22 protein-coding genes and 1 tRNA gene are annotated in these 22716 nt (G+C 33.8%); 14 read left to right on the top strand and 9 right to left on the bottom strand.

The window, feature by feature from the left end; translation table 11 throughout:
- Positions 1-182: 182 nt before the first annotated feature.
- From gldJ to BMW63_RS16595, 3 genes are all read left to right on the top strand, one after another.
- A complete protein-coding gene (gene gldJ / locus BMW63_RS16605) occupies positions 183-1868 on the top strand; it encodes a gliding motility lipoprotein GldJ (protein ID WP_074724582.1) in 1686 nt (561 codons plus the stop codon).
- A 61-nt stretch (positions 1869-1929) separates the two neighbouring features.
- On the top strand, positions 1930-3216 hold the full coding sequence (locus BMW63_RS16600; protein WP_074724581.1) for a UDP-N-acetylmuramoyl-tripeptide--D-alanyl-D-alanine ligase: 1287 nt from the start codon (positions 1930-1932) through the stop codon (positions 3214-3216).
- A 160-nt stretch (positions 3217-3376) separates the two neighbouring features.
- A complete protein-coding gene (locus BMW63_RS16595) occupies positions 3377-4837 on the top strand; it encodes a glycoside hydrolase family 30 protein (protein ID WP_074724580.1) in 1461 nt (486 codons plus the stop codon).
- 836 nt (positions 4838-5673) lie between these two features.
- On the opposite strand, the gene BMW63_RS16590 is transcribed toward BMW63_RS16595, so the two are convergent.
- The 8 genes from BMW63_RS16590 to BMW63_RS16555 form a co-directional block, all read right to left on the bottom strand.
- A tRNA-Val gene (locus tag BMW63_RS16590) sits at positions 5674-5748 on the bottom strand.
- Between the two features lie 86 nt (positions 5749-5834).
- Complete coding sequence (locus BMW63_RS16585; RefSeq protein ID WP_074724579.1) at positions 5835-7055, bottom strand: bifunctional folylpolyglutamate synthase/dihydrofolate synthase; 1221 nt, start codon at positions 7053-7055, stop codon at positions 5835-5837.
- A 173-nt stretch (positions 7056-7228) separates the two neighbouring features.
- Positions 7229-8026 carry an energy transducer TonB gene (locus BMW63_RS16580; RefSeq protein ID WP_074724578.1) on the bottom strand — a complete coding sequence of 266 codons (798 nt, stop codon included), beginning with the start codon at positions 8024-8026 and terminating at the stop codon, positions 7229-7231.
- 34 nt (positions 8027-8060) lie between these two features.
- Entirely contained in the window at positions 8061-8453 is a 393-nt protein-coding gene (locus BMW63_RS16575; protein WP_074724577.1) for an ExbD/TolR family protein, read from the bottom strand.
- Between the two features lie 2 nt (positions 8454-8455).
- Positions 8456-9160 (bottom strand): MotA/TolQ/ExbB proton channel family protein, encoded by a 705-nt coding sequence (locus BMW63_RS16570; protein ID WP_074724576.1) that lies wholly within the window; start codon positions 9158-9160, stop codon positions 8456-8458.
- 239 nt (positions 9161-9399) lie between these two features.
- Complete coding sequence (locus BMW63_RS16565) at positions 9400-10626, bottom strand: Glu/Leu/Phe/Val dehydrogenase dimerization domain-containing protein (protein WP_074724575.1); 1227 nt, start codon at positions 10624-10626, stop codon at positions 9400-9402.
- An 89-nt stretch (positions 10627-10715) separates the two neighbouring features.
- Complete coding sequence (locus BMW63_RS16560; RefSeq protein WP_074724574.1) at positions 10716-11300, bottom strand: chalcone isomerase family protein; 585 nt, start codon at positions 11298-11300, stop codon at positions 10716-10718.
- Between the two features lie 145 nt (positions 11301-11445).
- On the bottom strand, positions 11446-12513 hold the full coding sequence (locus BMW63_RS16555) for an anhydro-N-acetylmuramic acid kinase (RefSeq protein ID WP_074724573.1): 1068 nt from the start codon (positions 12511-12513) through the stop codon (positions 11446-11448).
- A 221-nt stretch (positions 12514-12734) separates the two neighbouring features.
- Here BMW63_RS16555 and BMW63_RS16550 point away from each other — a divergent pair, with 221 nt between their 5' ends.
- The 7 genes from BMW63_RS16550 to BMW63_RS16515 all read left to right on the top strand — a co-directional run bounded on the left by BMW63_RS16550 (position 12735) and on the right by BMW63_RS16515 (position 18394).
- Positions 12735-13874 carry an acyl-CoA dehydrogenase family protein gene (locus BMW63_RS16550; protein ID WP_074724592.1) on the top strand — a complete coding sequence of 380 codons (1140 nt, stop codon included), beginning with the start codon at positions 12735-12737 and terminating at the stop codon, positions 13872-13874.
- 135 nt (positions 13875-14009) lie between these two features.
- A complete protein-coding gene (locus BMW63_RS16545) occupies positions 14010-14687 on the top strand; it encodes a Crp/Fnr family transcriptional regulator (RefSeq protein ID WP_074724572.1) in 678 nt (225 codons plus the stop codon).
- 80 nt (positions 14688-14767) lie between these two features.
- Positions 14768-15364, top strand: coding sequence for a peroxiredoxin-like family protein (locus BMW63_RS16540; RefSeq protein ID WP_074724571.1), 597 nt, complete (start codon positions 14768-14770; stop codon positions 15362-15364).
- A 162-nt stretch (positions 15365-15526) separates the two neighbouring features.
- Positions 15527-16015 (top strand): hypothetical protein, encoded by a 489-nt coding sequence (locus BMW63_RS16530; protein ID WP_074724570.1) that lies wholly within the window; start codon positions 15527-15529, stop codon positions 16013-16015.
- Positions 16003-16713: an NRDE family protein gene (locus tag BMW63_RS16525; protein ID WP_074724569.1), complete on the top strand. Its 711-nt coding sequence runs from the start codon at positions 16003-16005 to the stop codon at positions 16711-16713. The genes BMW63_RS16530 and BMW63_RS16525 overlap by 13 nt, the downstream gene beginning before the upstream one ends.
- A gap of 9 nt (positions 16714-16722) precedes the next feature.
- A complete protein-coding gene (locus tag BMW63_RS16520) occupies positions 16723-17757 on the top strand; it encodes a D-alanine--D-alanine ligase (protein WP_074724568.1) in 1035 nt (344 codons plus the stop codon).
- 4 nt (positions 17758-17761) lie between these two features.
- The gene (locus tag BMW63_RS16515; protein ID WP_074724567.1) at positions 17762-18394 is read left to right on the top strand and encodes a hypothetical protein; all 633 of its coding nucleotides are present in this window, start codon (positions 17762-17764) and stop codon (positions 18392-18394) included.
- Here the strand turns inward: BMW63_RS16515 and BMW63_RS16510 are convergent.
- The gene (locus BMW63_RS16510; RefSeq protein WP_083380542.1) at positions 18387-18956 is read right to left on the bottom strand and encodes a GNAT family N-acetyltransferase; all 570 of its coding nucleotides are present in this window, start codon (positions 18954-18956) and stop codon (positions 18387-18389) included. The genes BMW63_RS16515 and BMW63_RS16510 overlap by 8 nt on opposite strands.
- A 132-nt stretch (positions 18957-19088) precedes the next feature.
- Here BMW63_RS16510 and BMW63_RS16505 point away from each other — a divergent pair, with 132 nt between their 5' ends.
- The 4 genes from BMW63_RS16505 to BMW63_RS16490 all read left to right on the top strand — a co-directional run bounded on the left by BMW63_RS16505 (position 19089) and on the right by BMW63_RS16490 (position 22526).
- Positions 19089-19766 (top strand): SDR family NAD(P)-dependent oxidoreductase, encoded by a 678-nt coding sequence (locus tag BMW63_RS16505; protein WP_074724566.1) that lies wholly within the window; start codon positions 19089-19091, stop codon positions 19764-19766.
- A gap of 47 nt (positions 19767-19813) precedes the next feature.
- On the top strand, positions 19814-20425 hold the full coding sequence (locus BMW63_RS16500) for a SprT-like domain-containing protein (protein WP_074724565.1): 612 nt from the start codon (positions 19814-19816) through the stop codon (positions 20423-20425).
- Positions 20426-20596: 171 nt separating this feature from the next.
- Complete coding sequence (locus BMW63_RS16495; protein WP_074724564.1) at positions 20597-20959, top strand: hypothetical protein; 363 nt, start codon at positions 20597-20599, stop codon at positions 20957-20959.
- Positions 20960-21758: 799 nt separating this feature from the next.
- Positions 21759-22526: a lipocalin family protein gene (locus tag BMW63_RS16490; protein WP_074724563.1), complete on the top strand. Its 768-nt coding sequence runs from the start codon at positions 21759-21761 to the stop codon at positions 22524-22526.
- Positions 22527-22716: the final 190 nt, after the last annotated feature.

The following is a 22716-nucleotide window of genomic DNA, read 5'->3' as shown; positions in this document are numbered from 1 at the left end:
ATGTTTTATAAAGTAAAAATATATCTTTTAGTATGAAAATAAATAATAAATAGTATAAATTTGCGTTTGATTTGTATAATTCATTTTATATGAATCATCACAATAAATTTATTCAAAACGGTGTTGCGGGTTAATTGTTAATTATTATATTGCGTCACTTAAATTATTACCTTTAAACGAGTATGAAAGTAAATAAAATTATAGCCTTGCGATTGATGCTATCAGTAACAATGATTGTGGGTTTTGCTAGTTGTAGTAAAAAATCTAGTTCAAAAAATGCATCAAGGGCCACGGGTTGGAATGTAGATAGTAAAAATGCTTCTAGTAGTAAAAAACAAGTTGCAGGACCTGGATTAGTTTTTGTTGAGGGTGGAACTTTTACTATGGGTAAAGTGCAAGATGATGTTATGCATGATTGGAACAATACTCCAACACAACAGCATGTACAGTCGTTTTATATGGATGAAACTGAGGTTACCAACTTCATGTATTTGGAATATTTAGATTGGTTGAAAAATGTGTTTCCACCTAGTGAAGAAAGTTACAAATATATTTATGAAGGGGCTTCGCCTGATACTTTGGTCTGGAGAAATAGATTAGGTTATAATGAAACGATGACCAATAACTATCTAAGACACCCTGCTTATGCAAATTATCCAGTAGTTGGTGTAAATTGGATTCAAGCTGTAGAGTTTAGTCAGTGGAGAACAGATCGTGTAAATGAAGCTATTCTAGAGCAAAACGGATATTTGAAGAAGAATGCTAAAACAAATGATGTTTCTGCAGAAAGTTCTTTCAGCACTGAGACATATTTGAAAGCTCCAACAATGACTTACGGAGGAAACGAAGAAATCGTTTTAAAAGGAGGAAAAGGAGCTAGAAAAAGTCCTAAAGCTGGAAAAGATGGAATCGTAGCTGAACAAAAAAATGTATATGCACAACGTTCATCAGGCCTTATATTGCCAGAATATAGACTGCCTACAGAGGCAGAATGGGAATACGCAGCTGCAGCTGATGTGGGGCAGAGAGAGTACAATATTTACAAAGGGCAGAAAAAATATCCTTGGTCTGGTAGTTATACTCGTTCAGGGAAAAGACAAAGTAAGGGAGATCAATTAGCTAACTTTAAGCAAGGTAATGGAGATTACGGTGGAATTGCAGGCTGGTCTGATGATGGAGCTGACATAACTAATGCAGTTAAGAAATATCCAGCAAATGATTTTGGATTGTATGATATGGCAGGAAATGTAGCCGAATGGGTAGCCGATGTTTATAGACCTATTATAGATAATGAAGCAAATGATTTTAATTATTTTAGAGGAAACCGATACACTAAAAATAAAATTGGTCCAGATGGTAAAGTAGAAATTGTCACTTTAGAGACAATGAAAAAAGATACTCTAAGTAATGGAAAAGTTATAGTAAGAAGTTTTCCAGGTCAAATTGCTCAGGTTCCTGTTGATGAGAATGAGACTTATTTAAGACAAAATTTTGATAAGAGTAATAATATTAATTATAGAGATGGTGATAAACAATCTTCTAAATATTATGATTTTGGATCTTCTGAGTCTGATACCGACAAAGAAAAAGGAGATAAATCAATGTATAATTCGCCTAAGCACAATGTAACAACAGATAGTTTGGGATCGATGGTTAGAAAATATGATAGGTCAAGTAAAAGAACAACTTTGATAAATGATGACGTAAGAGTTTATAAAGGGGGTTCTTGGAGAGATAGAGCATACTGGTTAGATCCTGCTCAAAGAAGATATTTTCCACAAGATATGGCGACTGATTATATCGGATTTAGATGTGCAATGTCTAGAGTTGGTCCAAAATCAGATAAAAAGAAATCTGTAAGAAATTAAATTTTATATAAAATAGTAATCAAAGCCCTTTCATTAGGGCTTTTTTTTTAATCGTTTTTAAATGGATATAGCTGGAATTCATAGGTTATTTTTGAAATGTAAATCAGTTTCAATTGACACGCGTAAAATAGAGTCAAATTCATTTTTTATTGCCATAAAAGGAGATCGCTTCGATGCCAATATATTTGCAAAAGAGGCTTTAGAAAAAGGAGCGTCTTATGTAATAATTGACAATAAAAATTATTTTATCGATGAAAGGACAATCTTGGTTGAAGACAGTCTGGATGCTTTGCAAGAATTAGCAAAGTTTCATAGAAAATATCTGAATCTGCCTATTATTGCACTTACTGGAAGTAACGGAAAAACAACAACAAAAGAGTTGATTCAAGTCGTTCTGTCAAAGAAATACAAGACAAAAGCTACGATTGGGAATCTTAATAATCATATTGGAGTTCCGCTGACGTTGCTGTCCTTTAGTACCGGTACGGAAATAGGTATTGTTGAAATGGGAGCTAATCATAAAAAAGAAATTGAATTTCTTTGTGAAATCGCAAAACCTGATTATGGTTATATAACGAATTTTGGCAAAGCGCATTTGGAAGGTTTCGGAGGCGTCGCAGGTGTGATAGAGGGTAAAAGTGAAATGTATCACTATTTGTTCCAAAATGACAAATTAGCTTTTGTGAACCTAGAAGATCCAATTCAAATTGAAAAAACAAAAAAGATAAAATTGTTTTCTTTTGGAATAAATAGAGATAATGCGGACGTGTGTATTACTTCTGTTAAAGCTAATCCGTTTGTCGAAATACGATATTCAAATATTGTCATATCATCTCATTTAATTGGGCTTTACAATGCTAATAATTTAAATGCTGCAATTACTATAGGAAGATACTTTGAAGTTGATGATTTGTCCATTAAAGAGGCTTTGGAAGGTTATGTCCCAGAGAATAATAGGTCGCAATTATTGACTATTGGTACAAATCAGATTATTTTGGATGCTTATAATGCGAATCCAAGTAGTATGGCGGTAGCGATTGAAAACTTCCTTCAATTAGATAATTCTAATAAAATTGCTGTTCTTGGCGATATGTTTGAGTTGGGGATTGAAAGTTTAGCAGAGCATAAAGCTATTGTCGATTTGCTAATAAAAGAGGATAATATGGCGTGCTACTTTATAGGGAAAGATTTTTATCAGAACCAAATAGATAAAGAGAACTTTCATTTTTATGACACTTTTGGAGATTTTTCGGATTCTATAAAAGGAGTAGGCTTTGATAATAAAATGATTCTTATAAAGGGCTCAAGAGGTATGGCTTTGGAACGAACTTTGGATTATTTGGTATAAGGAAGCGTATGATTTTTGAATATGAGTTGTCTTAATAGTGCATTTCAGCAGTTTTATTAGTTGATTTTTAATAATACAATTCCGCAGAAAATGGGTTGGTACTTTGATAGAAATAGAATCTGTATTAACTTGCATTTGGCAAATTTTAAAAAAAAAGATAATGAAAAAAATTATAACAACTCTACTTTTAGTGGTGACTTTTTTTGCTTTTTCGCAAGAAAAAAAGCAAAATAAAGCGATTCCTTTTTCTATAAGTGACAGGAATGTGACCATTTATACATCGGCAAATAATACAGATTTGAGATTAACAAAGACAGATGTAAATGTACAATTTACAGATCTAAAACAACCACTTGAGACACAGCTTTGTGTTTTTGTAAACCCAAACAAAACATTTCAAACATTTCTAGGCATTGGTGGAGCGATTACTGATGCAAGTGCCGAAGTTTTTGCAAAGTTATCTAAGGAAAGTCAGGAAGAGTTTTTAAAGGCTTACTATAGTAAAGATAAAGGAATAGGGTACTCTATAATTAGAACTAATATTCACAGTTGTGATTTTAGTTCAGGAAGTTATACTTATGTTGATGAGGGCGATGCTGCATTAAAAAGTTTTAGCGTTTTGCACGATATGGAATTCAGGATTCCATTAATAAAAAGTGCAATTGCGACCGCAGGAGGTAAGGTCGCAGTATATGCCAGTCCATGGAGTCCGCCAGCTTTTATGAAGGATACGAAGAACATGTTACAAGGAGGTAGATTGCTGCCAGAGTTTTACCAATCGTGGGCAAATTATTATGTAAAATTCATTAACAGCTATGAGAAAGAGGGAGTTCCTATTTGGGGTTTAACTGTTCAGAACGAACCAATGGCAAAACAAACATGGGAATCTTGTATTTATACAGCTGAAGAAGAACGTGATTTTGTAAAGAATTACTTAGGACCAACATTGCTAAAGGCTGGACTTTCCGATATAAAGCTTACTGTTTGGGATCATAACAGAGATTTATTATCACAAAGAGCAAGCGCTATTCTGGATGATCCTGAGGCTAGTAAATTTGTTTGGGGAATTGGTTTCCATTGGTATGAAAGCTGGAGCGGAGGAGATTCTATGTTTGAAAATGTTGGAAAAGTACATGAGATGTACCCCGATAAAAACTTACTTTTTACAGAAGGTTGTGTTGAAAAGTTTGATTATAAAAAACTACAGCTTTGGGCAAATGGAGAACGTTATGGTGAATCTATGATTCGTGATTTTAATAATGGAACCGTTGGTTGGACTGATTGGAATATACTTTTAGACGAAAATGGAGGGCCGAATCATGTAGGTAATTTTTGTTTTTCTCCGATACATGGTGATACAAAAACCGGAGCTTTGATCTATACGCCTTCTTATTATTTTATTGGGCATTTTTCTAAATTTATCAGCGCAAAGGCAAAAAGAATCAGTAGTGTTGCTAGTAGAAGTCAATTGCAAACAACTTCATTCTTGAACGAAGATGGACAGGTAGTAACGATCGTTATGAATAAAACAGATGAAAAACTGAAATATAATTTGTGTATTGGCACAAATTCTGCTGAAGTTTTTATTTTACCACGCGCTATTCAAACTTTACTATATTAATTTAAAATTAAATAGGAACATTTGCCTAAATCGTATTTGGATGCATCGGTATTACGAGAATGGTTTTCTGAATCGTTTTTAACGGGATTCAATTTTAGTTTTTTCTCCACTGAAAATAATTGATTAAAAGATGGAGGTTTTGCTATAGCAAGTGATGCTTAATTAAAAAAGAAAATAGGTAAATTTATATACTGGCGACAAGTCAAATAATCAGAAATCCAAACATAGATTAATTGTCTAGTTGTCATAAAATACGGCTTGATTTTGAAATAGCTAGTTATATGTTTAGCTCAAAAGTTGCATTTGTATCTTGATACAGCCTTTAATTACATTTATAAATTAAAATAGATTCTAGACCTAATGTTTGTATTGCTATCGCCATATTCTATGGGGTTGCAGCTAAAATATGTTTAAGATCATTGCAATGCCTTTTAAGTAATTCTAAAACTTTGAGTGAAGAATCTCATGCTAAATAGTGCCTGCTTTATCCTAAAATTATAGGTAAGCGTTTGTCAATAGTTGAAGCTTCGTCTCCAATGGAGAACTTTACACCATTGTGACTAACAAAGCAGGTATAGGAAAAAAAAGGTTCGATAGTGGCAATGATTGCTGGTGCTGTAATAGCCCGGTAATGGCTGCACTTGATAGAATAGCTCTTAAGTACATGAATTTAGTTACTGAAATAACGCTCGATATGGCAGCTAATATGGGTCTGATTGCCAAGAAATGTTTCCCAAATGCCATACGGGCTAAGGATTGTTCTTGCCTCTTGATTCTTATTTTTTTTTTGAAAATAAAAATAAAAAAAACCCCATTATTTATAATGGAGTTTTTTGTGGGCGATGAGGGGTTCGAACCCCCGACCCCCTCGGTGTAAACGAGGTGCTCTGAACCAGCTGAGCTAATCGCCCTAGTGCAATTTGTTAATTTTCATTTCCTTATTGCGAGTGCAAATATAAGTCTCTTTTTTAGATATACAAGTAAAAAATAAAAAAAATTATAATATTTCTGCAACCACAAAGGTACTGCCACCAATGTATATTAAGTCAGTATCTTCAGCAGATTGCAGCGCTTTTTTATAAGCTTCTGTAATTGAATTAAATACTGTTCCTGTTAAGCCATGTTGGTTTGCTTTGTCCGCTAAAATGGTCGCGTCTAATCCACGTGGATTATTTGGCTTCGAAAAATAATAAATAGCATTTTTTGGAAATAGGGGGAGTATTTGATCTAAATCTTTATCATTGACCACGCCTAAAACGATATGCAATTTTTTAAATGTCTCTTTTTTGATTTGATTCAAGGCAATCTCTAGTCCGTTTTTATTGTGTGCAGTATCACAAATGATTTTTGGCGATTCACCCAGTTGCTGCCACCTTCCTTGAAGACCAGTGTTTTTTACCACATTAAAAAGTCCAGTTTTAATATCATCTTTGGTAACTTTAAACTCTGATTGGGAGTTTAGTATTGCAATAGCCTGCAAAACAGCTTTTTTATTATGAATTTGGTAGTCGCCCATTAAATCGGAAGGATAACTTTCCGAAATCAATTCGGAAGCAAAATAGATTTCTGAGTTATTTTCTTTGGCTTTAGCCAAAAAAACGGTTTTGGTTTCAGAAGTGTATTCTCCAATAACAACAGGAATGTTTGGTTTTATAATACCAGCTTTTTCAACAGCTATAGATTTAATAGTGTTTCCGAGAAACTGCGTGTGATCTAAGCCAATATTTGTAATTATTGATATTAATGGAGTGATGATGTTTGTAGCGTCTAATCGCCCGCCCATTCCAACTTCGATAATAGCGATATCTACTTTCTCTTTGGCAAAGTAATCAAACGCCATACCAACGCTCATTTCGAAAAAGCTGATGTCATTCGATTCAAAAAAAGATTTGTTTTCGTTTATAAAATTACAAACGAAATTTTCTGTGATATCAGCTCCGTTTATTTTAATACGTTCTCTGAAATCTTTAAGGTGTGGAGATGTGTATAACCCGACTTTATAGTCTGCTTCTTGAAGTATGGATGCGAGCATATGGGAAGTGGATCCTTTACCATTTGTGCCAGCAACATGTATGCATCGTACTTTCTTATGGGGATTACCAAGATGATTGATTAGTAAGTGCGTATTTGTTAAATCCTTTTTATAGGCAGACGCACCCTGAAGTTGGTACATAGGGAGTTGGTTAAACATCCAATCTGTAGTTTCTTGATACTTCATTTTGTTTTATTATTGGTTGGAGTCGTAGGGCAAACACTTTTCAAATTTAGAAAAATATATTTTTAAAAATCTTTAAGAAGTTAAGTTTTATTGCTTCTTAATTTTGTTAAGTCTAAAAATCTTGAAAGTGTCGGCTCTGATTGTATAAGTGGATCTGTAAACATCAAAAGAAATTATTCTCCTAATTTGAAATTAACGGTAATAAAGCCAATTTGTGTTGCAGGTGCATTGTCATCAGGTTGCCATCTGTATTTTCTGGCTGTTGCCAATGCTGGTTCTACTAGGCAAGGATTTGTGTTTGTTGTTCCTTTAGTGTATTTGGCAGCAATAACGTTTCCACTTCTGTTTACCGTTATTTGTACAACAACAGTACCAAATTCATTACATTTTTGTACTTCTTTCCCTCTTGAACTTATGCTTCTGCCATTTAAGCCCCATCCACTACCATTTCCGGTACCGCTTCCAGATCCATAATAGCTGTTGGCGTAAGGATCGCCATTTAAACTTCCTTTATCTCCTGCAACATTGTCGTTTCCTTCTCCGCCTTTTGCTTTTCCATCTGATTTGGGTCCGTTTAAGATGCTTGATAGTGCATCAGAGGTACTTTTTGAAGGTTGAGGGTTTTTTTTCGGTTTTGGTTTAATCTCTTCTTTTGCAGTTTCTTTTGATGGTTGTACTTTTTTGGTTTGCTTCATCACGACAGCATCTTCAATATCCTGCGAAAGAATATCGTCATTACTTGATGCAGCTTGCTTTGCAGCAGTTGCTATTGGTGCAGATTGAATTGGTTCTGTCGGTTGAATATTTCCAGATCCGAACTCAGAAGTTCCAAAGTTTATCGCAATTCCGTTCTCAGGAGGTGGGTCTAAAGAAGTTAATCCTAAATAAAAGAACAAAACAAATAGAATCACAAAAATGACTGATGTGATTGTAAATGATTTTTTTTCTTCTTTTGTTTCTATATATTTCATGTAGAATAAATCTATTTTTGAAGGATAGCTGCGATTATTTAGGTCTTACCGCTAAGACAACTTTGATTTGGTTTCGATTTGCAATATCCAAAACATTTACTGCTTTTTCAATTGGCACTCCTTCTTCAGCTCTTAAAATAATTGCCTTGTCCTGATCAGCCGTAAATAGGGATAATAATCTTGATTCCAATTCAGCTTCTGAAACTTGTTCTTTATCAATGAAAAATTCTAATTTTTTATTGATACTTACTGCGATGTTTTTATTACTGTCTGTTTTTCCTTTTGCTTTTGGTAGTACCAAGTCTAAAGCATTGGTGGTGACCATAGTTGATGTTAGCATAAAGAATATCAGCAATAAGAAAACAATATCGGTCATAGACGACATATTGAATTCTGCACTAACTTTATTTCTTCCTCTTAAATTCATAATTATGCTGGGTCGTTTAATAAGTCTAAAAAGTCAACTGCATTGGCTTCCATCTGATGTACAATTTTATCTGTTTTTACAACCAGATGATTGTATCCAACGTAGGCTATAATTCCTACCACCAAACCAACAACTGTTGTAGTCATTGCGGTGTAAATACCTTCGGATAGTGCACCAACTTCTATTTGTCCGCCAGAACTGGCCATCTTGTGAAAAGCTTGAATCATCCCAACTACGGTTCCTAAGAAACCGGTCATAGGTCCTGCTCCTGAAATGGTAGCTAACATGCTCACGTTCTTTTCAAGTTTGTAAATTTCGAGTTTCCCAGCGTTTTCAATTGCGGTATTAATATCTTCAAGTGGCTTGCCAATTCTTGAGATTCCTTTCTCAATTAATCTGGCAACAGGTGAATTGGAATGCGCGCAAGCAATTTTTGCATTGTCAATACGGCCATTTTTAATATTTTCTCTAATTTGTCCCATGAAGTTAACGTCGATTTTTGAGGCAGCATTAATAGCCATTAAGCGCTCAAAATATAAATAAAGCGCAACAAAAAACATTAGAAATAGCGATGCCATGATAATGTTACCTGCTAATCCTCCGCTTGTTAGTAATTCGATAATGGATAACGTTTTTTCAACTGGAACCGCTTCGGCTAAATTTTCTTGTGCAACAGATAGGGTATCTGCTTGTAGAAATATACTCATACAAATTTTCTTTATTATGGAAACGCTAATATATTATAAAAATTGTTAGTTTTTTAGATTAATATACTAAACAAATATTAAAAAAGTAGGAGGGAATGAAGTGGTAAAAAAGAATTTTTGTGAATGGAATAAAAAAAATCAGTTCGACGAATTCGCTTTTTTGGGCGGTTTTGTCGAACTGACTAAATAGTATGCTTTCAAACTAATCAGGATGAAAGATTTTAAATATATTTATGTGCTTACACTAACTGTTTTAAAGCTATTTCAAAAGCAGTAGCACTAATATTGGTTTTAGAACTGTTTAAAGCGTGTGCTTTTTCAATTGCTTTTTTTATGATTTCTGAGGTGTCTTGGAAAACAGCCTCGTCTGTCATTTGCACTTTTTTCTCCATGAAATAAGCAAATACACGAGCCATACCACAATTGGATATAAAGTCTGGAATCAAACTTACCTTGTGATCTACATCTTCCATTATCGGACCAAAAAAGATTTCTTTATCTGCAAAAGGAACGTTGGCACCACAAGAAATTACTTCTAGTCCATTAGCGATTAGGCTGTCAATTTGCGATTGAGCAACTAATCTTGATGCTGCACAAGGAGTAAATATTTCAGCACCGATTGTCCATATTTTTTCATTGATTTCTTCAAAAGGAATCATGTTTTGTGCAACCAGTTTGTTTCCGTCTTTGGCAAGGAATAAGGCTTTTATTTCTTCGAAAGTAAAACCATTTTCATTTATTAAACCTCCATCTCTGTCGATTATACCAATAATTTTCGCACCCATTTCAGCCAAATAGAAAGCAGCGGCTGAACCTACATTTCCAAAACCTTGTACAATAGCTTTCTTACCTTTCACGTCACCTCCATAAGTAGCGTAATAATGACGTACCGCTTCAGCAACACCATACCCAGTAATCATGTCTGCAATGGTATATTTTCTGGAAACATCAGGTGAGAATTTCGAGTTTTCGATTACTTTAACCACACCTTGGCGCAATTGACCAATTCTGTTAATTTTGTCCGCTTCAGTAGGTTTGAAATGACCATTAAATACTCCTTCTTGTGGATGCCAAACGCCGCATTCTTCGGTCATTGGGATAACTTCATGGATCTCATCCACATTTAAATCACCACCAGTTCCATAATAACTTTTCAATAATGGAGATACCGCTTTGTACCAACGTTGTAAAACGCCTTTTTTTCTAGGATCATTTGGATCGAAATTAATTCCAGATTTGGCACCGCCAATAGCCGGACCAGAAACCGTGAATTTTACTTCCATTGTTTTTGCTAAAGACAGAACTTCGTTCATGTCTAAACCTTTTCTCATCCTTGTTCCACCACCAGCTGCGCCACCGCGAAGAGAGTTGATAACTGTCCACCCTTCGGCTTCGGTTTCGGCATCTTTCCAATTAAAAACTATTACAGGCTCTTTATTTTCGAATTTCTTTAATAAATCTTTCATTTATTGCGATATGTTTATTTTTGACAAATATAAAAAAAGAAATTATGCGGATTGTTTATTCTTCTAATAATATGAAAAAGATTGATTTATTAATATTTTCCTAATAAATCTTCTTTTAATCCTTTGTCAACCGGATTGTCTGACAACCAGATTCCGTAGAAGGCTTTTTTAAACTCATAACCTTTAATTTTTCCTTTATAATCTTTGTTTTTAGTAATCCAAAGTGATTCGTCTAAAGGGTTAAATGTTAATTCAAAAACGTCTCCCGTTTTGGTTTCCTCTGTACTTAATAAAACTTCCAGTTCTTCCAGTTCTTTACTAAATTTTTGTATTCCGTCTTCTCCTACAGATTTCTCCATCCCTTTTGCTAACGCTTTAGATAACTTTTTTGAGCTAATTAATCCTGATGTAATGTGCAAGGATATTGCCATCTCTGTGTTGCTGTCTAATATTTCTTTTGCGTCTTCAGATAATATCGTTAAATATAAAGCTTGAACATAAAGTTCTGTCCAGAATTTTGAACGCTGACCAACACCGTTTAGCGACATTGTTTTTCCTTTAAATTCCAATGTTCTTGGGATTTCTACGCCGTTAACAATAAATTGTTGTTGCGCCGTTGCGGTATTGAACTGCAAGGCTATGATAAGAGTAAGTAATGATAATAGTTTTTTCATACTAATTTTTTTTAATTGTTTAATTATAAGATAAGTGTAACGCACAAAATTAAACGAATCTTGTTAAATAATCGTAGAATTTTTGTGATACCTATAGAATTATCGATTTTATTTGATTTTAGCTTAAAAACAGATAAAAACGAATTTAAAATTCACAAATTACTCCTGAACTATGATTTTTTGAAGCTCCTGTTACGCTTTTTAAAACGTTGACTTTATTTTTTAATCTTAAAATGCCTAAAAGACCGAAGATTAACGCCTCTTTAAATTCTAAAATTTCGTTGTCTGGAATGATAATATTTATTTCGGGCAGGTAAAATTGTATACGAGATATAAGGTGTTGATTGTAAGCGCCTCCACCTGTAATAAATAAGCTACCTTTTCTTGATGGAAGCGCCTCTGAGATTTGTTTTGCGATATGCTCAGTGAAGGTATTTAGTTTGTCTTTTATGGTTATTTCATAGGATTCGATAATTGGTAAAACCGTTTCTTTTACAAATTCAAAACCTAATGATTTGGGATGTGCTTTTTTATAAAATTCTAATTCATTCAGCTGTTTAAACAAATCAATATTTGTATTGCCTTGTTTTGCAATTTGGCCTTTGTCATCATAATCTAAACCCAGCTGATTTGCATAATAATTCAAAACCGTATTTACTGGCGAAATATCAAAGGCAATTCTGTTGCTGTTTTCTTCAAATGATACATTTGAAAAACCACCTAGATTCATGCAATAATCATATTCTGAAAATAAGATTTGATCACCAATAGGAACTAAAGGAGCACCTTGTCCTCCTAACTGCACATCTTGAATTCTAAAATCGCAAACTACCTTTTGGTGTATTAAAGATGCAATAATAGGTAGATTACCTATTTGTAAGGTTATGCCTTTTTGTGGTTGATGCAAAATTGTATGTCCGTGAGAGCATACCGCATCTAAGTTTGTTATAGCATGCTTTTCTATAAACACATTAATTATATTGGCTAATAATAAAGTGTATTGCTTATTTAGATTTGCTAAAGCTATTTCAGAAAAATTAACAGCTGATTTTAAGGTGTTAATCCAGTCCTTACTGTAAGGTATAGTAGCTGTTTCTTTGATTTTAAAATGCCATACATCATTTAAAATATAAAATTCGATATGTGCCAAATCAACTCCGTCAAGAGAAGTTCCTGACATGACTCCGATAACGTTATAGTATTCTTCTTTCATTATCCAAAATTACAAATCAAAATTGATAATTTGACAAGAAAAAAGTATCTTTGACTACTTTTTTCAAACAAAAAGTAGGGCAAATTAAACAAGGTGTAATAATAATCTATTCTAAACCCAAAAATAATGTAAAACAAGGTCGGGTTTTATTTTAAACTCAATGTTTTGAACATTGTATTTTGCCTTTGGAATTAAATAAATTAATAAAAAGAAATACAGTTATGGATTTTAATCTAACAGAAGAGCAGTTAATGATTCAACAAGCCGCTAGAGATTTTGCTCAAAGCGAATTGTTGCCTGGAGTAATTGAAAGAGATGAATTCTCAAAATTCCCAACAGAGCAAGTTAAAAAAATGGCTGAACTTGGGTTTATGGGTATGATGGTTGATCCAAAATATGGTGGTTCTGGATTAGATAGTATTTCTTATGTTTTAGCCATTACTGAAATAGCTAAAATTGATGCTTCGTCAGCAGTTATAATGTCTGTTAATAATTCATTAGTGTGTGCAGGATTAGAAAAATACTGTAACGAAGAACAAAAAATGAAGTATTTAGTTCCTCTCGCTAAAGGAGACGTAATTGGTGCTTTTTGTTTGTCTGAGCCAGAAGCGGGATCAGATGCCACTTCTCAAAAAACAACTGCTATTGATAAAGGAGATCATTATTTATTGAATGGTACTAAAAACTGGATTACTAACGGTTCTTCGGCATCTACTTATATCGTAATTGCACAAACGGATGTTGAAAAGGGGCATAAAGGAATTAATGCTTTTATAGTTGAAAAAGGTTGGGCTGGTTTTGATATTGGAATAAAAGAAAAGAAAATGGGAATTCGTGGATCGGATACGCATTCTTTAATGTTTTCTGATGTGAAAGTACCAAAGGAAAATAGAATTGGAGCTGACGGTTTTGGTTTTGCATTTGCTATGGCCGTATTAAATGGTGGTAGAATAGGGATCGCTTCTCAGGCATTAGGGATCGCAACTGGATCTTATGAATTAGCATTAAAATATTCGCAAGAGCGTAAAGCTTTTGGAAAGGAAATTTTCAAACATCAAGCTATTGCATTTAAACTAGCTGATATGGCAACTCAAATCATGGCAGCTAAAATGTTATGTCTTAAAGCAGCTGCTGAAAAAGATCAAGGAATGGATATTTCTCAATCTGGTGCTATGGCAAAATTATTTGCTTCTCAAACGGCTATGGATACGACTATTGAAGCGGTTCAAATTCATGGAGGTAATGGATATGTAGCAGAATATCATGTAGAACGTATGATGCGTGATGCTAAGATTACTCAAATTTATGAAGGAACTTCAGAGATTCAAAGAATAGTTATTTCTAGAACATTGGTTTCGTAACATTCGAAATAAGTAATATTTTTTTTAAACCATTAAGAGATTAAGAAGTTAAGTAATAAAATGCTTAATGACACTTAATTTCTTAATGGTTTTTAGTTATAAAATTGCGCTACATTTACCGTCAAACTGTGTTTCATGGATGAAGATTTAAAATATTGGTATTTACGAGATCATAAATTGTTTAGAACTTTAAGTTTTAAACAAATGAAGCAGTTGTGCATCATCATGGGGTTTAAAGAAGCAAAAAAAGGGGAGATTATTTATTTTTCCTCTTCGGATGTACCAAGAATTTTTGTCTTGAAAAAAGGAAATATAAAGATTGTGGCAGTTGATGAAGATGGAAATGAAACTATTAAAGACATTATTAAAAAAGGAGATTTGTTTGGGGAACTTACTTTAGAAACAGATGGCGAAAGCAATGAATATGCTAAAGTACTTTCTGATGATGTTGCAATTTGCAGTTTTCTGCTTTCGGATTTTGAAGAGGTGTTATTAAAGAACCCTGGATTAGCGTTGTCCTATACTAAAATTGTGGGATTGAAGATGAAGCGAATCAAGAATAGTTATTCCAATCTAATTTCTAAGGATGCTAAAACTAGATTGGTTTTATTTCTAAAAGATTGGGCAGAGAAAGAAGGGACCCAAACAGGAAATAAAGTAATCATTGAAAATTATCTAACGCAAACTGATATTGCCCAAATCATTTGTACCTCAAGACAAACAGCGACACAATTGCTCAACGAAATGGAAGCAAAAGGGACGTTACTCTATAATAGAAAAGAAATTATTATAGCAGATATTACCACATTATAAATTTTTTATGGGAATTGTAATCTAGCCGACATTTTAATTCAGAATTCAATAGTAGTTTTGTGATATAAAATTATAGAATCATGAAAAAAACACTAAGCTTCGTTTTATTAACAATTGGATTAATGGTAAATGCGCAAAATGACTTGCCAAAGTCAGCTACAGATGTAGCTCCATTGTTGATTGGAGAAAAAATTCCGAATATCACATTAAAAACAATCGACAATAATTCCGTTAGTTTAGAAACGCTTTTCAGCAAAAAGAAAACTGTTTTGGTTTTTTATCGTGGTGGTTGGTGTCCTTATTGTAACCTCCACTTGGCAGCATTGGCGGAAGCCGAAAAAGAATTATTAGATTTAGGATATCAGATTATTGCCATCAGTCCAGACTCGCCAAAGAACTTAAAAGCAACTGAAGAAAAGGATAAGATAAACTATCTTTTATTATCAGACAGTACTGGAGAATTAGCAAAAGCAATGGGTATTGCTTTTCAAGCTCCTGGAAACTATAAGACTATTTTGGCAAAAGGATCAGATGGCATGAACAGCACTTTTCTACCGATTCCATCTGTTTTTATTGTAAATTTAGCGGGGAAAATTGATTTTGAGCACATTACGCCTGATTATAAACATAGGATTTCTAATGATTTATTGGTTGCGGCGGCAAAGTCTTTAAAATAGAGCGTGACGCTATTTTGTCGTATCTTTTTGTTTTGGGAATTGAAGTGCAAAACGATGGAGGGACACTTTTTATGCTGGCATTAATTACCTTTCTTTGTTGTTCTATTTTAGTGTTTCAAAATAGGAATAAAATACCCAATTTATTAAAATTAAAAATATAAGATGCTTATTCCTTCCATAAAAAATAGTTTGAACGAATTGATTGATTTACTCGAGCAGCTGTCAAATGCCGAGTTTTCTAAACCTTGTCAACTGTTAAGTAATTCCACCATTGGGGAACACACCAGGCATATTGTCGAAATGTTTCAATGTCTCGAAAATAATTATTACTCTGGGATTGTTAACTATGATAAAAGACCAAGAAATATTCTAATTCAAACTGATACTACTTATGCAATTTCGCAAATTGTAGCGATTCAGCGTTTATTGGAAAAGGAAAATAAAAAAATCGAGTTGCAACAAATTATCGACAACGAAGAAGTTCGAATTGATAGCAATTACTTTAGAGAATTACTTTATAACTTGGAACATTGTATTCATCATCAGGCATTAATAAAGGTAGCCGTTTTACAAAGTGAAACTATATTTGTAAATGAAAATTTTGGTGTAGCACGTTCCACTATTGAATATAGAAATCAATGTGCACAGTAAGTTTTATAAAAACCGATACTAAAATTATCATTACGTCAAATCGGGACGAACAGTTAATGAGACCTAGTGCACTACCTCCAAAAAACTATACGGTAAATGGCAAGAATGTTATTTACCCGAAAGATCCCAAAGCGGGGGGGACTTGGTATGTCGTTGATGAAAATGGTACGGTGCTGGTTTTGTTGAATGGAGCTAATGAAAAGCATGTAGCGGGCTTTAACTACAGGAAAAGCCGTGGGTTGATTGTTTTAGATATTATTGGTACTAGATCGCCACGAGATTATTGGAATACAATTGATCTGGATCGTATAGAACCTTTTACCATAGTGTTATTTCAGGATCAGGAACTTTTTCAACTTCGCTGGAATGGAGCTGATAAAGAAGCAATAAAGTTAGATGTAAACGAAAAGCACATTTGGTCTTCTTCCACTTTGTATCCAAAGGAAATCAGAGAAGAACGCGCTGATTTATTTCAAACTTTTTTAGAAAAAAACAACATGTTATCAGAGGTCGAAATGTATGGTTTTCATCGGTATACTGAAGAGGGAGATCAAGAAAATGGCTTGGTTATTAATAGAAACGAAGAATTGAAAACCTTAAGTATTACCCAGACTATCATCGAAAAAAATAAAGCGACTATAGTACATCATGACTTGATTACCCAAGAAGATTTCAGTATCTCATTTATCACTATTTAATCTACGACATTGAAATTACTACTACATAAGGTGACGCATTGGGAATATTGGCCTTTTCAGGTTGTGTATATTCCTATTTATTTTCTTTGGGCTTTTTATGCTGTCAAAGCAAAATCCATTTTTTTCTTTAATGCATCCAATCCGACGATCAAAAACGGAGGATTTATTATGGAATCAAAAAAAGCAATTTATGATTTGATTCCGCAACAATATTATCCAAAAACGGAACTCATAAAAGAAGGAACTGCCTTAGTAGAAATTAAGGTAATAATCAAGAAATCGAATATCCACTATCCTTTCATTGCAAAGCCAGATATCGGTTTGCGAGGTTCAGGGGTGAAGAAAATAAATACGGTTCACGATTTAGAACAGTATGCTGCAAAGGCGAATTTTGATTTTGTGGTTCAGGATTTGATTCCGTTTCAAAATGAAGTTGGAATTTTTTATGTGCGTTATCCCAATGAAAAAAAAGGCAAAATAACGGGTGTCGTTTCTAAGGAGTTTTTAATTGTTACTGGAAATGGAGTTGCTACAGTTGAAGAATTGATAAAAGTAAATCCGCGTTACGAATTACAGTTAAAAGTATTGAAACAAGAATATGGCAGCAGCCTATTAGAGGTTTTGCCAAAAGGAGAAAAATTAAACCTTGTACCGTATGGCAATCACGCCAGAGGAGCAAAGTTTATAGATGGGAGCCACTGGATTACTGAAAAGCTAGAAAATACCATCAACGAAATGTGTTTGCAGATTCCCGGTTTTTATTTTGGTAGAATGGATGTAATGTATAATACTTTTGAAGAGTTAGAAAACGGAAAAAACTTCGCTATTGTAGAATTAAATGGTGCGGCAAGCGAACCAACGCATATTTATGACCCAAAGCATTCTTTGCTTTTTGCATGGAAAGAATTAGCGCGACACATTACGTATATGTATGAAATCAGTGTGGAGAACAATAAGAATGGCGTTCCTTATTTAGCACATAAAGCTGGTGTGAAACAATACCGATTGCATCTCGAGCAAAGCAATAAAATTGTAAATTTCTAATAAGATGAAGGCAATAAAGAATATTGTGGTCGGTTTTATAGTGAGTTTTATAGGCTCGATTCCGTTAGGGTATTTAAATATTATTGGATTTCAAATCTACGCTGAATTTGGAATTGAAAACGTAGTTCAGTATTTGTTAGGGGTTATTTTTGTTGAAGCTTTCGTAGTTTACTTCACGCTAATTTTTGCAAATCGGTTGGTGAACAATATCAAGTTAATGCGGGTAATTGATGTTTTTGGTGTTTTCTTTTTATTGTTTTTGGCGTACTCGTTTTACTCTTATTCGAATCAAACTGCAGCAAATTCTAATTATTTGCAAAAGTATATACTCTACTCACCTTTTTTAATTGGGTTATTGTTGAGTAGTATTAATTTTCTGCAAGTCCCATTTTGGACAGGATGGAATTTGTATTTGATCAATGGAAACTACATTACAACTACATTTAAATTTTATTACGTTGGCGGCACATTGGCGGGGACTTTTGCCGGAATGATGGGATTTGTCTTTTTTTTAAATACCATTGCTCAGAGCGGAGCTCATTTTTTTAAATACCTATTCGCAATAATAATACCTTTAGTTTTTATTGTTTTGGCTTGTTTGCAAGGGTATAAAGTGTACAAAAAGTATATTAGATAGCTTTATTCATATCGTAAGCCAGTATGTTGTATTCATTGTTGTTAAATTGAAATTCGCCTATAATTGTCCAATTCAATTTTTCGGTATGTGCTTTTAAGGAAGGAATATTCTTTTTGTTGATGAAAGTCAAACCCAGCGAGAATTTGGTGACCATATTACTTCTCATTAATTCAAATAGTGGCCGTATTAAACCCTTTCCTCTATAATCAGCATGAATGCAAATAGGACCATATTGAAAACTATTGGTTGTGGTGATGATTTTAAAATATTCAAAAGAAAGAGTTGGAAATAATGTACACATATAAGTAAAAATAGGCCATTGATTAAAAAAGGTCCAACTTTCGGCAAATATATAAGCGATCACTTTGTTACCGTCTTTGGCTATAAACAAGCCTTGGTTGGCCATTACTTCTGTTAATTGTGCAACAGTAAAAGGTGTAGTTACAAAACCAGCTTTTTTTTCTTCTTCCGTTAAATTAGAAACAAGATACAATTCTTGCAATAACAAAACACTTTCAATGTCTTGAAGTGTTGCGATTTCTAATGCTATGTTCTCTATCATTTTACGGTTATGGATCAAGGTTGGTTTGTTCGACAAAATTAAAAATAATTTAATACGTTTGTCTCTTTCGATAAAAATAATAATCCCAAGTTTTAAGTAGTGGGTTTTAATGGTTTTGTTTATTTTTGCTATATGAAAAAGATTATTATAACGGGAACAAGTAGAGGAATTGGCTATGAATTAGCATTGAAATTTGCTAATGCAGGATATCAAGTATTGGCCATTTCTAGAAAAACACCAAGGATACTAATAGAACATGAAAACATCAGCTGTATTTCAGTTGATTTATCAAGTGAATCCGATTTAGCGAAAGTCGAAAACGTGCTGTCTACATCATGGAAAACCGTAGATGCCATTGTACACAATGCAGGGAGTTTCTTGTCTAAACCATTTGCGGAGATCACGCAAGAAGATTTTGAAAATGTATATAAAGTCAACGTTTTTGCCGTTGCTAATCTAACCAGAATTTGCTTGCCTTACTTACAAAAAGGAAGTCATGTTGTAACTATAAGTTCAATGGGCGGGATTCAAGGCAGTTTGAAATTTCCCGGACTTGCTGCGTATAGCTCGAGCAAAGGAGCGGTAATCACCTTGTCAGAGTTGTTAGCCGAAGAATATAAAGAAAGAGGCATTTCATTTAATGTGTTGGCTTTGGGAGCAGTACAAACAGAAATGTTAGAAGAGGCTTTTCCAGGATACCAAGCGCCAATCAAAGCAAACGAAATGGCAGATTACATCTATGATTTTACGTTAACGGGGAATAAATATTTCAACGGAAAAGTATTGCAGGTGTCGTCTACGAATCCGTAATTTTAAAATAAGTTCCAAATTCCAAATTCCAAAAATAAAATAGAGAATTGAGCGAAACTTTAGCAAGATATATCCCAGAACATGCGGTAAAACCCGTTTTTGAACTCATCGTTGTCAATCAAGTCCATCTTAAGATTGTCAATGAGAGGCAAACGCGTCATGGTGATTATCGAAAAGGACTCAATGGAAAGCACGAAATAACGGTCAATTCAAGTCTCAATAAATATAAGTTTTTGATTACCCTGATTCATGAGATTTCACATTTGGTTGCATTTGAGAAATTTGGACGAAAAATCAAGCCGCATGGTAATGAATGGAAATATTCCTTTCAACGGTTGATGATTCCTTTTATACGCCCAGAAATTTTCCCAAGTCAATTGTTGCCTTTATTGGCGCGACATTTTAAAAACCCAACGGCCAGCAGTGATACGGATGCGACTTTATCGTTAGCGCTAAAGCAATTTGACGCGCAAAATGACAAAAATTATATATTTGAGATTCCGTACGGCAGCGTTTTCAGAATCGAAAACGGAAAAATTTTCAAGAAAATAGCGGTAAGAACCAAACGCTTTGAATGTCTCGAAATCAGCTCTGGAAAAATGTATCTTTTTAATCCAAATGCTGAGGTAGAGTTATTGCCCCAAAACGCCAAAGTTTAAAGCATTGCATATTATAAAGGCCAATTAGGAATGGGCTCAAAGTTGGGAGACTTTGCTCAGTACCAGCGTTAATTGGGGATACTTCGGGGAGCGGAGGGCCATTTTTGTGTATATTTGTAATAAACGTCGCTGAAATCTGCAACAGATGTAAGGAGGCAAAAAACCAAAGAAATGACGAAAAAAGCAAAATTTCACAAAGTAGCATCTAACTTTTCTGTTTGTATATGGACAGTTCTTGGACTTTTAACGATCGGAAGTATTATTAATGGAGATGTCGGATTGTTAATTAATATTTTTATAGGACTAATATTCATAGTTTTGGCATATTATTTATTTTTAAAAAAACAGAATATTAGTGTCTTAATTTCTCATGCGGAATATTGGAATGGAAAAGATCTGGTAATTGAGAAAACTTTTAACCGATTTTTAATTTTAGAAAACGTATTAGTTGTGATGCAAATTTTGGTTGGAATAATCTTGTTATCAGCAGTTATTTCAAGAGTTATTGGTGAAAAAGTTCCTGTTTTTGGTTAGATTTAGAAGGGCTAAAAGATTAATGAAATATTAAAAACAGCTAAGGCTTCGTTGGGCTTGAAAAGCCAACAATGAGCCGCGGCTGAACCGCCTGTCCCGATTTTCTGGAGAACCGCTCTACTTCCAACCTTGTCGAGTTATCGTAAAATAGTTTAGAGGAGGATTTCAAGAGGTTTTGAAGTTCTTTTTTGGATAATAATCGGTCTGGTTTTATCATGTTTTCCTTTTCAGGTTAGGGAATCACCTTGCTTGTACCCACAAAGATTTGTGCCTGTAAAAATCAAAAAGATAATCCGACAAGGTTTTGGAAACCTTGCAGGATTGTAGAGAGAATGAAATAATAAATACAATACTTTCGATTAACCAAGCTAGCCTTGGGCGAGTGCAAGCAGAATGTTATTAAGTTAAGGTTTTATTTTTTCAATATTGTCATTTCGACGAAGGAGAAATATCACTAGGCGCTCACATTGTGTGATTTATCCTTCGTCGAAATGACAAAACAGACGCAAATTACCTTGGCAATTTTCTTAACTTAACGACATTGAGCAAGAGCTTCCTGCGGTCGCTTTGCTACTCCCGAAAAAAAATAGCTTTTCTTCAGTCGAGGTTGTCGCTGCCGTCAGGGGTGTTGTGTTTAGTTCTCCGTCTTTAGATAAACGGTACCTAAAAACAAAATATCAGGAAAAAACGTAATATCATTTGCGCTAGACTTTAAAAATGATGTATATATTTGATGAAATCTGTTTAACTGGTATTAAACTTGATAGTAATCGATTAAATTAATCTCTAAATAAAATTTATGAAAAATATTAAAATTGGTTTACTAATCTTTGGATTGATCCTATTGAATTCTTGCAAAGATGCTCAAAAGAATAATATTGATAAAGAAACACAATCTGAATTAGAAGTCTCTGAAAAAAGTAATCTTCAAACTGATAAGGATCTAGTTATAGGATCTTGGAAAGATACTTCTGAATCCGCTCTTCATTTTACTTTGTTTGCGGATGGTACAGCCCAATCCGATAATATGGCAACTCTCTTATATAAGAATTGGCGGTTAGACGGTAATACAATAATTTTTACTATTGAGAGTATTGGAAACAAAACATCCTCTACTGATGAAGAAGTATATGAGATCCAAAAGTTGGATGAAAATGAACTGATTTTAAAGAAAGAAAATAGGTCATATAAATATATAAAATCGAATAAAAAAGATGATGATAATGAAAAATTCGTAATGATAGATACCGAAGAAGTTAACGAAATGGTGACAAAAGAAAAACAAAATTTATCTGCGCAAGATGTCATGAAATTATATTATCCCTTACAAGCAGAGGGAGTGGAAGGGAATGAGAAAATAGAAATCGCGGAAAAAATTTCGGACAATGGAAACGCGGTAGTAACTCTAATCCACGACAACCTATTGGATGACTCTGTAAAAGGAGAAAAACATATTATGGAGTTAAAAAGAGCAAAAGACAGATGGACGGTTGTTTCGATAAAAAAGAATTGGAAATGTCGAAAGGACAGAGGTCACACGGATTGGGGAATAAAAATGTGTAAGTAAATCATCTAGTGAAAACATATAAAATTGAAAAACGAAACGACAACAACGTCTATAAAATATAGTTAGTAAAGGTTTTTCGAGAGGTTTGTGTTTATTTGCGAAGACCCCAAGCTAGCGCAAGCATCTTGCTTGTGCCTCCAAAGATTAGTACCTATATATATCAAAAAGCACAGTCGTTTCTATTGCGCAC

The organism is Flavobacterium frigoris, assembly GCF_900111075.1.
Lineage (GTDB): Bacteria > Bacteroidota > Bacteroidia > Flavobacteriales > Flavobacteriaceae > Flavobacterium > Flavobacterium frigoris.
The sequence above is the reverse complement of the archived record's forward strand: the minus strand, read 5'-3'. Positions and strand labels throughout refer to the sequence as shown.

Excerpts from the sequence above, each read along its gene's own strand:
- gldJ (WP_074724582.1), top strand. The coding sequence starts at position 183 with ATGAAAGTAAATAAAATTATAGCCTTGCGATTGATGCTATCAGTAACA.
- BMW63_RS16600 (WP_074724581.1), top strand. The coding sequence starts at position 1,930 with ATGGATATAGCTGGAATTCATAGGTTATTTTTGAAATGTAAATCAGTT.
- BMW63_RS16595 (WP_074724580.1), top strand. The coding sequence starts at position 3,377 with ATGAAAAAAATTATAACAACTCTACTTTTAGTGGTGACTTTTTTTGCT.
- BMW63_RS16585 (WP_074724579.1), bottom strand. The coding sequence starts at position 7,055 with ATGAAGTATCAAGAAACTACAGATTGGATGTTTAACCAACTCCCTATG.
- BMW63_RS16580 (WP_074724578.1), bottom strand. The coding sequence starts at position 8,026 with ATGAAATATATAGAAACAAAAGAAGAAAAAAAATCATTTACAATCACA.
- BMW63_RS16575 (WP_074724577.1), bottom strand. The coding sequence starts at position 8,453 with ATGAATTTAAGAGGAAGAAATAAAGTTAGTGCAGAATTCAATATGTCG.
- BMW63_RS16570 (WP_074724576.1), bottom strand. The coding sequence starts at position 9,160 with ATGAGTATATTTCTACAAGCAGATACCCTATCTGTTGCACAAGAAAAT.
- BMW63_RS16565 (WP_074724575.1), bottom strand. The coding sequence starts at position 10,626 with ATGAAAGATTTATTAAAGAAATTCGAAAATAAAGAGCCTGTAATAGTT.
- BMW63_RS16560 (WP_074724574.1), bottom strand. The coding sequence starts at position 11,300 with ATGAAAAAACTATTATCATTACTTACTCTTATCATAGCCTTGCAGTTC.
- BMW63_RS16555 (WP_074724573.1), bottom strand. The coding sequence starts at position 12,513 with ATGAAAGAAGAATACTATAACGTTATCGGAGTCATGTCAGGAACTTCT.
- BMW63_RS16550 (WP_074724592.1), top strand. The coding sequence starts at position 12,735 with ATGGATTTTAATCTAACAGAAGAGCAGTTAATGATTCAACAAGCCGCT.
- BMW63_RS16545 (WP_074724572.1), top strand. The coding sequence starts at position 14,010 with ATGGATGAAGATTTAAAATATTGGTATTTACGAGATCATAAATTGTTT.
- BMW63_RS16540 (WP_074724571.1), top strand. The coding sequence starts at position 14,768 with ATGAAAAAAACACTAAGCTTCGTTTTATTAACAATTGGATTAATGGTA.
- BMW63_RS16530 (WP_074724570.1), top strand. The coding sequence starts at position 15,527 with ATGCTTATTCCTTCCATAAAAAATAGTTTGAACGAATTGATTGATTTA.
- BMW63_RS16525 (WP_074724569.1), top strand. The coding sequence starts at position 16,003 with ATGTGCACAGTAAGTTTTATAAAAACCGATACTAAAATTATCATTACG.
- BMW63_RS16515 (WP_074724567.1), top strand. The coding sequence starts at position 17,762 with ATGAAGGCAATAAAGAATATTGTGGTCGGTTTTATAGTGAGTTTTATA.
- BMW63_RS16510 (WP_083380542.1), bottom strand. The coding sequence starts at position 18,956 with ATGATAGAGAACATAGCATTAGAAATCGCAACACTTCAAGACATTGAA.
- BMW63_RS16505 (WP_074724566.1), top strand. The coding sequence starts at position 19,089 with ATGAAAAAGATTATTATAACGGGAACAAGTAGAGGAATTGGCTATGAA.
- BMW63_RS16495 (WP_074724564.1), top strand. The coding sequence starts at position 20,597 with ATGACGAAAAAAGCAAAATTTCACAAAGTAGCATCTAACTTTTCTGTT.
- BMW63_RS16490 (WP_074724563.1), top strand. The coding sequence starts at position 21,759 with ATGAAAAATATTAAAATTGGTTTACTAATCTTTGGATTGATCCTATTG.